The organism is Campylobacter sp. RM9333, assembly GCF_020137705.1.
Taxonomy (GTDB): Bacteria; Campylobacterota; Campylobacteria; order Campylobacterales; family Campylobacteraceae; genus Campylobacter_E.
The window spans coordinates 114739-122357 of sequence record NZ_JACGAY010000003.1; the positions used below are offsets into that span (position 1 = coordinate 114739).

Here is a 7619-nt window from a genome sequence, read left to right on the forward strand (position 1 = left end):
TAGGATTAAAAATTAATTTTGATATGGAACTAATTTAATATCTGTCTTTAATAATTCGTTCATTCCACCATCAAGATTTATTATATTAGTAAAGCCGTTTTGCTCAAGCATTTTAGTTACCATTGCACTTCTTTTACCACTTCTACACATAATTGCTATTTTGCTATCTTTTGAATAATTTTTACTAATTTCATTCAAAAAATCAGGATTAATACTTCCATTTTCGTTTAGAAATGTTATCAATTTTGCTTTATTTACAACACCTGTTGCAGCGTATTCACTAGGCATTCTAACATCAATTACAGCATAATCACTATTAGTAAAATCAAATTCCTTGATATTTTGTGTGATTACCTCAGCATTTAAACAAACAAATAAACTTAAACCCAATAATATTTTTTTCATTTTTAAGCCTTTAAAGTATTAAATATCCTATCTCCAGCATCTCCAAGACCTGGGATAATATATCCTTTTTCATTCAGCCCTTTATCCAAACAAGCAGTAATTAATGCTACATCAGGATGAGCTTTTTTCATTCTATCTCTTGCTTCAGGAGTTGCAATGATACTTGCAAAAATTATTTTTTTGACACCAATTGATTTTAATCTATCAACAGCTGCAATAGCACTTCCGCCCGTTGCAAACATAGGGTCAATTATAATTGCAGTTTTATTTTGCATATCTTGTGGGTATTTTTCAAAGAAAAATTCAGGCTCAAGCGTTTCTTCATTGCGTTGAATACCTAAAAATCCCACACTAGCTTTACCCAATAAATCAAGTGCAATATCACTCATACCAAGAGCTGCTCTTAAAATAGGCACTATTACAATATCATCGCTAATAACTTCGCACTCACAAGGCATAAGTGGAGTTTGAATATTAACTTTTTCTGTGCTTAAAAATTCACAAGCTTCATAAATCACAAATCCACTAAGCTTTTTTATATGCTCACGAAAATCCCTACAAGATGTATTCTTATCTCTAATTTTCGCTAGATAAGTTGAAACTAGTGTATTTTTAATTACTTTCATTCAATAACCTTTCAAAATATGCTTTATCATCAAAATTTTTAACTAAAGCTATGCCTTCATCAACAGCAGCCTTAGCAACTGCGGTGCTAACATAAGCTTTTACCCTATCATCAAATGGTTTTGGAATTATTAAATCTTTTCCATATTTTAAGTCTTTACCATATAATTTTTTAGTTTTTTCGCTAACTTCAAGGCGTCCTAATTCGCTTAATGCCTTAACAGCTGCTATTTTCATACCCATAGAAATCTTTCTAGCTCTAACATCTAAAGCTCCACGGAAAATATATGGAAAGCCCAAAACATTGTTGATTTGATTGTCATAATCGCTTCTTCCTGTTGCAATAATTACATCAGGGCGAACTTTTTTCGCAAGTTCAGGTAAAATCTCTGGGTCAGGATTAGCTAAAGCAAATACTATTGGATTTTCTGCCATAGTTTTTAACATTTCTTCGCTTAAAGCTCCAGCTTTGCTAAGCCCTAAGAAAACATCAGCTCCTTTTAAAACATCAGCTAAAGTATCCTCATCACATTCTCTTACAAATTCTAATTTATGCTCATTTAAATCTGTTCTTTTAGTATTGCAAACACCTTTAGAATCTACTAAATAAATCTTTTTAACCCCTAAAGTCTTATATATCTTAGCACTTGCAATCCCTGCTGCTCCTGCTCCACAAACAACTACTTTTAAATCTTCTAATTTTTTGCCAATTATTTCGCAAGCATTAATTAACCCAGCCGCACTAATAATAGCTGTTCCGTGTTGGTCATCATGCATTACAGGAATACCTAAGTCTTGAAGTCTTGCTTCAATCTCAAAACATTTTGGAGCTGCTATATCTTCAAGATTAATACCGCCAAAACTAGGAGCAATAGCTTTTACTGCTGCTATTATTTCTTCGGTATCTTGAGTGCTTAATTCAATATCATAAGAATCAACATTTGCAAATTTTTTAAATAAGCAAGCCTTACCTTCCATAACAGGTTTTCCTGCAATTCCACCGATATTGCCAAGACCTAAAACAGCTGAACCATCACTAATAACTGCTACTAAATTACCTTTACTTGTGTATTTATAAGCTAAATCACTATCACGAGCAATCTCTTCGCAAGGATATGCAACTCCAGGAGAATATGCTAAACTTAAACTCTCATATTCTTTCATAGGTGTTTTAATAAAAGTGCCTAATTTACCGCCTAAATGATACTCTAATGCTCTTTCTTTTAAATTATTCATAAAATCTCCTTTAAAAAATTATTAAATCTTTTTTTAATCTCATCATTGCCTAAAAACTCCATAATAGCATAAATACTAGGACTAATTGTTGTTCCTGTTAGGCTTAATCTAATTAATTGCGCTATGTCTTTTAGCTTAGCATTATTGCTATCTAAAAATTGTTTAACGGCTAATTCAAATTCTGCTTCAGTATTTGCACCTTTAAAATCATTTACAAACTTAGAAAATAAAGCTTTACTATTATCATTTACAAACTTAGCAACTCCACTTTCTTCATAAGAATTTGGCTCGTTTATAATAATTTTTGCACTATTTATCAAATCTATTAAAGTCTTAGCTCTTTCTCTTAACATTGTTAATAAGAATGAATAATTATTAACACTTGAAAAATCAAATCCTAAATCCTTACAAGCATTTACTAATCTTTCATCGCTAACGCTTTTTATATAATGAGCATTAATCCATTCTAATTTTTGTGCGTTATATGTGCTCGCACCTTTGCTAACATTATCAAATGTAAAGCATTCTTTCATTTCTTGCATTGAAAATATTTCTTGGTCTTTGTTTGAAAATCCTAATCTTAATAAGAAATTTAGTAAAGCTTCAGGCAAATATCCTAAAGCCTTATATTCCATAACATCGGTTGCTCCGTGTCTTTTGCTAAGTTTTTTGCCATCTTCTCCATTTATCATAGCTAGATGATAAAAATTAGGAACCTTAAAGCCTAAAGCTTCGTAAATTATTATTTGTTTTGGAGTATTTGAAAGATGGTCATCTCCACGAACAACATCAGTTACGCCCATTAAAGCATCATCAACAACCACTACGAAATTATAAGTAGGAGTGCCATCAGCACGAGCTATTACAAAATCATCTAAAATATCAGCAGCGTTAAATCTAATTTCGCCCTTTACTCCATCATTTACTATTATTTCTCCATCAAGCGGTGCTTTTATCCTTACAACTGGTTTAATTCCTTCTGGTGGAGTGCCTTTAAAATCTCTGTATCTTCCATCATATTTAGGGCGTTCTTTTCTAGCTTCTTGCTCTGCTCTTAATGAGTTTAACTCATCTTCGCTCATATAACAATAATAAGCATTGCCACTATCAAGTAATTTTTGAATATATTCTTTATAAATATCTAATCTTTTACTTTGGTAAGTAATTTCCCCATCTACTTCTAAATCAACCCATTTAAAAGCTTCTAAAATAGCTTTGGTTGCTTCTTCGCTATTTCTTGCCATATCTGTATCTTCAATACGAAGAATAAATTTACCATTATTTCTTTTAGCGTAAAGATAAGAAAAAAGTGCTGTTCTTAATCCACCAATATGTAAAAACCCTGTCGGAGAGGGTGCAAATCTTGTAACTATCATTATTATTAGCCTTTTGTGAATTTTTTATAGTTATAATCATTTAAAATCACTTAAAGGTAAATAATGAGAAAAATTTTGCTTGCACTTGTATTTGGTGCATTTATGAACGCAAGTCCTATAACTTCAATCATAGCTAGTGTTAATAACGAGCCTATTACAAATATTGATATTATAGAAATTTCACAATATATGAATATAAGCCAAAACGACGCATTAAGATTGCTAATTCAAAATAAAATATGCACATCTTTAGCTAAAAAATTCAAATTAACTGCAAATGAACTAGAAATCAATCAAGAATTATCAAAAATAGCTGCTGCTAATAATATTAGCTTATCTACTTTCATAGAACATAACCAAGATAAAATCAAAATGCTAACAGAAAATATAAAAGATGAAATTCTAAAAAAGAAATTATTTGATTTAATCGCTCAAAATTATATGAAAGATGTAAGCGATGATGAAGTAATTAGATTTTATAATTTAAATAAAGATAAAATGAATGGGGCAAGTTATGAAGTAGCAAAAGAACAAATTAAAAGCTATTTAATGAATAAAAATGCTCAAGAATCAGTTCGTAATTATATGGAAAAAGAAGAAGCAAAGGCATCAATTAAAATGTTTAGGTGAGTACTATGAAAACAAAATCAATTCTATCTAACTCGTTTAAGAATTTTATTATTACAACTTTTTTACTAATTGAAATTGCTGGTGGAATTTTTGGAACTTATAGATATATTAGCGAGGCAAAAAGAATTGAAGAGCATCATAGAATTCACAATATAGGAAATGATAGCTTAGTAATTAGGCTACAACAAAATAAAGACCATACTATTTTTCAATTTTTAGTATTTTCTTTCGCTGTATTAGTAGCCGCAGTTATTAGTAATGCAATTTATATAAAAAGATTAAAAAGAGTAAAATCAAATTTTAATGATTTTGCAGAACTTCTCGCAAATTCAGTAAAAAAACATAAGCCTTTAATGCTAAACGATACGCTAAATTACAGCGAATTTCAAAAAATAGCAAATTCTTTAAACGAAGTCTTAAATGATATATACTATCAAGAAAACTATAATTCTTTAACCAAATTACCTAAAAAACAAAAATTCTTATTAGACATACAAGAACTCTATGAAAAAAGCGATTGTCCTATAATAGTTAGCTATATATATCTTAAAGACTATCAAAATCTATTAAAAAGTAGAAGTTTTGATTTAGCTGATAAAATAATATTAGAATTAGCAAGTAGATTTTCAAGTTTTTCTACAACTATTTTAAATTCTAAAATAGCCAAAATAAGTGGCAATGGAGATTTTTTATTAGCATTTCCTTGTATTGATGAAATACAAACAACTTTTAATAATATGGCTATTAAGTTGCACGAATGCTTTAGTGAAAGTATTAATTTTGGAAGTGATGGAATTTATGAACAAAGTATAGGGGTTGGCTTTAGTGTATTAACAAATGAAAATTACAATCAAATAATAAACGATACTTACAAAGCAGCCTTACTTTCAAGCGTTCAAAAAGATACATTGTATTGCGATTATTCTGATGAAGTTAAAACACAAATAGATAATGAAGCAAAATTAGAAAATGATTTAAAAAGGGCTTTAGAAAAAGGTGAACTTGATGTATATTATCAAGCAAAAATCGGAGCAAATGATAATTTAGTAAAAGGCGCAGAAGCATTAATTCGCTGGAAACGAAATGATAAATTTGAAAATACAGAAAAATTTATAAGAATTGCAGAAAAAACTGATTTAATAATAAAACTTGAAAAATTTGTAATTGCAAAAGTATTTCAAGAAATACAAGTTTTAAAAAATAAAGGAATAAATATTCCAATAAGTATTAATATATCAGCAAAACACTTGCACCATAAAGATATGATAAATTATTTGCTAGCAAATGTTAAAAAATACGATATAAATCCAAGTTTAATAGATATAGAAATAACAGAAAGATATAGACTTAATAGCAGTAGTGAGACTATATTAGAAAAATTAAAAGCTATTGGATTTTTAATAAGTATTGATGATTTTGGGAAAGATTATAGTTCTCTTTCTTATATAAATCATTTACCTATTGATACAATTAAAATTGATAAAAGCTTTATAGATGGATTAAATAGTAAAGATTGTGATTTAATTAATGAAAACTCAAAAGCAATTATAATTGGTATTATAAAAATAGCAAAAACTATGAATAAAAGAGTAGTAGCAGAAGGTGTTGAAACACTAGAGCAAGTAAATATTTTAAAACAATTAGGTTGTGATGAATTGCAAGGATTTTATTATCATAAAGGTGCTACACCGATTAATGAATTTATAAATATTTATAAAAACAAATTCTAATGAAACTTCATATAGATTTTGATAGCTATTTTGTAAATGCCCAACGACTATTAAATAAAGAACTCTGCAATACACCTTGTGTGATTTATGCTGGAAGCGATGAAGATTTTTTCAATCAAGATGCAAAATATATAGATAATAAAATCGCTTTTATGAGCTCAATTGAAGTTATAAGAAGTGAAAATAAAGTAATTGATTATAGGCATTTTACTGCAATTGCCGTATCTTATGAAGCTAAAAAATATGGCGTAAAAGTAGGAGATAAATTAAATATAGCTTATCAAAAATGTCCGAATTTAAAAATAGCTAGAAGTAATATTAGATTTTATAAAGAACTAAGCTTTAAAGTAAGGCAATTTTTAGAAAGCAAAATACCCGTAATTGAACAATTTAGCATTGATGAGTTTTTTGGAGATTTAGAAGGGTTTAAAAAAGACGCAGAAGTGCTAGATTATGCAAAATATCTTCAAAAAGAACTATTAGATAAATTTGGCTTACCAGCTAGTATAGGCATTAATAATAGCAAATGGGGAGCTAAATTTTTAACCGATTTAGCAAAACCTTTTGGCATTAGAATGGAATATGATTTAAGCAATGCCATTAAAGGAATAGATATAAAAAATTTCGCAGGCATAGGAAGAGAAATACAAAAATATTTAAGAGCTTATGGGGTAAATACTTTAGATGAATTATTGCAAAAAGAATATTTGCTAGATAAATATGGTAAAAATGGCAAAAAAATCATAGCAAGAATTAAAGGCGTTGATAATGAAAAAGTAGAAGAAACAAAAGATATTAAAAGCCACGCAATATCAAAAAGCTTTAAGCCAATTAGTGATTATGATGAGTTAAGGCGAAGGGTTAAAATACTTGCTAGATATTTATGTGTTTGGATTTCAAAGCACAAATATCATCCTAAAAAAATAGAAATAAGTATTAAATACGGCAATAAATTAGAGCATATTGGAATTGAAATTATGCAACCATTTGATGAAAAAAATCTAATTGATAATGCCGTAAAAGGATTTGAAATTCTTATGAAAAATACGAAAAATGTAAGTGTTTATTATATAGGAATTGCTGCTAATAATCTTGATAAAACATATTGTGAAAATATTTTTCAAAACACCACAAAAAATCAAAAATTAAACGAAACCCTAAGTGCTATAAGAGATAAATTTGGCATTAGCTGTATAAAATATGGGGGATAAATATAAATTATTTATCTTTTAATAAATTAATTCTTTCTTTATAATCAGGCATAAATCCTAAAAGCGTGGTATAAAAAGCCTTTGAGTGATTAGCGTGATAAAGATGTGTTAATTCGTGCATAATCACTGCTTCTATTGCTAATATATCTTTTTTAATTAATTCGGTATTTAGATTTATATAAGATTTTTTCGTATTGCAAGAACCCCAACGAGTTTTCATTTTGCGAACTTTTAAAGCTTTTATATCTTTACCAACAATCACACAAAATCTTTTTAAAATTTCGCTAAAGATTTCTTTTGATTGAATTTTATAAAAATCATTAAGTAATTTTTCTTTATTTTCATCAGTTTCAAGGCATTTTAAAATGATTTTATCATTGTGAATTTCTACATTTTTTGAAATTCTT

General features: G+C 28.4%; 8 protein-coding genes. 3 read left to right on the forward strand and 5 right to left on the reverse strand.

All coding sequences use genetic code 11. The annotated features are described in order from the left end of the window. Nucleotides 1-12: 12 nt before the first annotated feature. The 4 genes from AVBRAN9333_RS02460 to gltX are packed head-to-tail and all read right to left on the reverse strand — an operon-like array spanning nt 13 to nt 3662. Nucleotides 13-405 (reverse strand): rhodanese-like domain-containing protein, encoded by a 393-nt coding sequence (locus tag AVBRAN9333_RS02460; RefSeq protein WP_214117775.1) that lies wholly within the window; start codon nt 403-405, stop codon nt 13-15. Nucleotides 406-407: 2 nt separating this feature from the next. After that, entirely contained in the window at nt 408-1031 is a 624-nt protein-coding gene (gene upp, locus AVBRAN9333_RS02465; RefSeq protein ID WP_214117776.1) for a uracil phosphoribosyltransferase, read from the reverse strand. Continuing rightward, nucleotides 1018-2265 (reverse strand): malic enzyme-like NAD(P)-binding protein, encoded by a 1248-nt coding sequence (locus AVBRAN9333_RS02470; RefSeq protein WP_214119549.1) that lies wholly within the window; start codon nt 2263-2265, stop codon nt 1018-1020. The genes upp and AVBRAN9333_RS02470 overlap by 14 nt, the downstream gene beginning before the upstream one ends. Next, on the reverse strand, nt 2262-3662 hold the full coding sequence (gene gltX, locus AVBRAN9333_RS02475; protein WP_336609370.1) for a glutamate--tRNA ligase: 1401 nt from the start codon (nt 3660-3662) through the stop codon (nt 2262-2264). The genes AVBRAN9333_RS02470 and gltX overlap by 4 nt, the downstream gene beginning before the upstream one ends. A 42-nt stretch (nt 3663-3704) precedes the next feature. Here gltX and AVBRAN9333_RS02480 point away from each other — a divergent pair, with 42 nt between their 5' ends. The 3 genes from AVBRAN9333_RS02480 to AVBRAN9333_RS02490 are packed head-to-tail and all read left to right on the forward strand — an operon-like array spanning nt 3705 to nt 7212. Further along, a complete protein-coding gene (locus AVBRAN9333_RS02480) occupies nt 3705-4271 on the forward strand; it encodes a hypothetical protein (RefSeq protein WP_214150132.1) in 567 nt (188 codons plus the stop codon). A 5-nt stretch (nt 4272-4276) separates the two neighbouring features. Continuing rightward, the gene (locus AVBRAN9333_RS02485) at nt 4277-6001 is read left to right on the forward strand and encodes an EAL domain-containing protein (RefSeq protein WP_214117780.1); all 1725 of its coding nucleotides are present in this window, start codon (nt 4277-4279) and stop codon (nt 5999-6001) included. Continuing rightward, entirely contained in the window at nt 6001-7212 is a 1212-nt protein-coding gene (locus tag AVBRAN9333_RS02490; protein WP_336609367.1) for a Y-family DNA polymerase, read from the forward strand. The genes AVBRAN9333_RS02485 and AVBRAN9333_RS02490 overlap by 1 nt, the downstream gene beginning before the upstream one ends. Before the next feature lie 7 nt (nt 7213-7219). Here the strand turns inward: AVBRAN9333_RS02490 and AVBRAN9333_RS02495 are convergent. After that, nucleotides 7220-7619 (reverse strand): M48 family metallopeptidase (locus AVBRAN9333_RS02495; protein WP_336609368.1); only part of this gene is annotated, 400 nt, incomplete at its 5' end.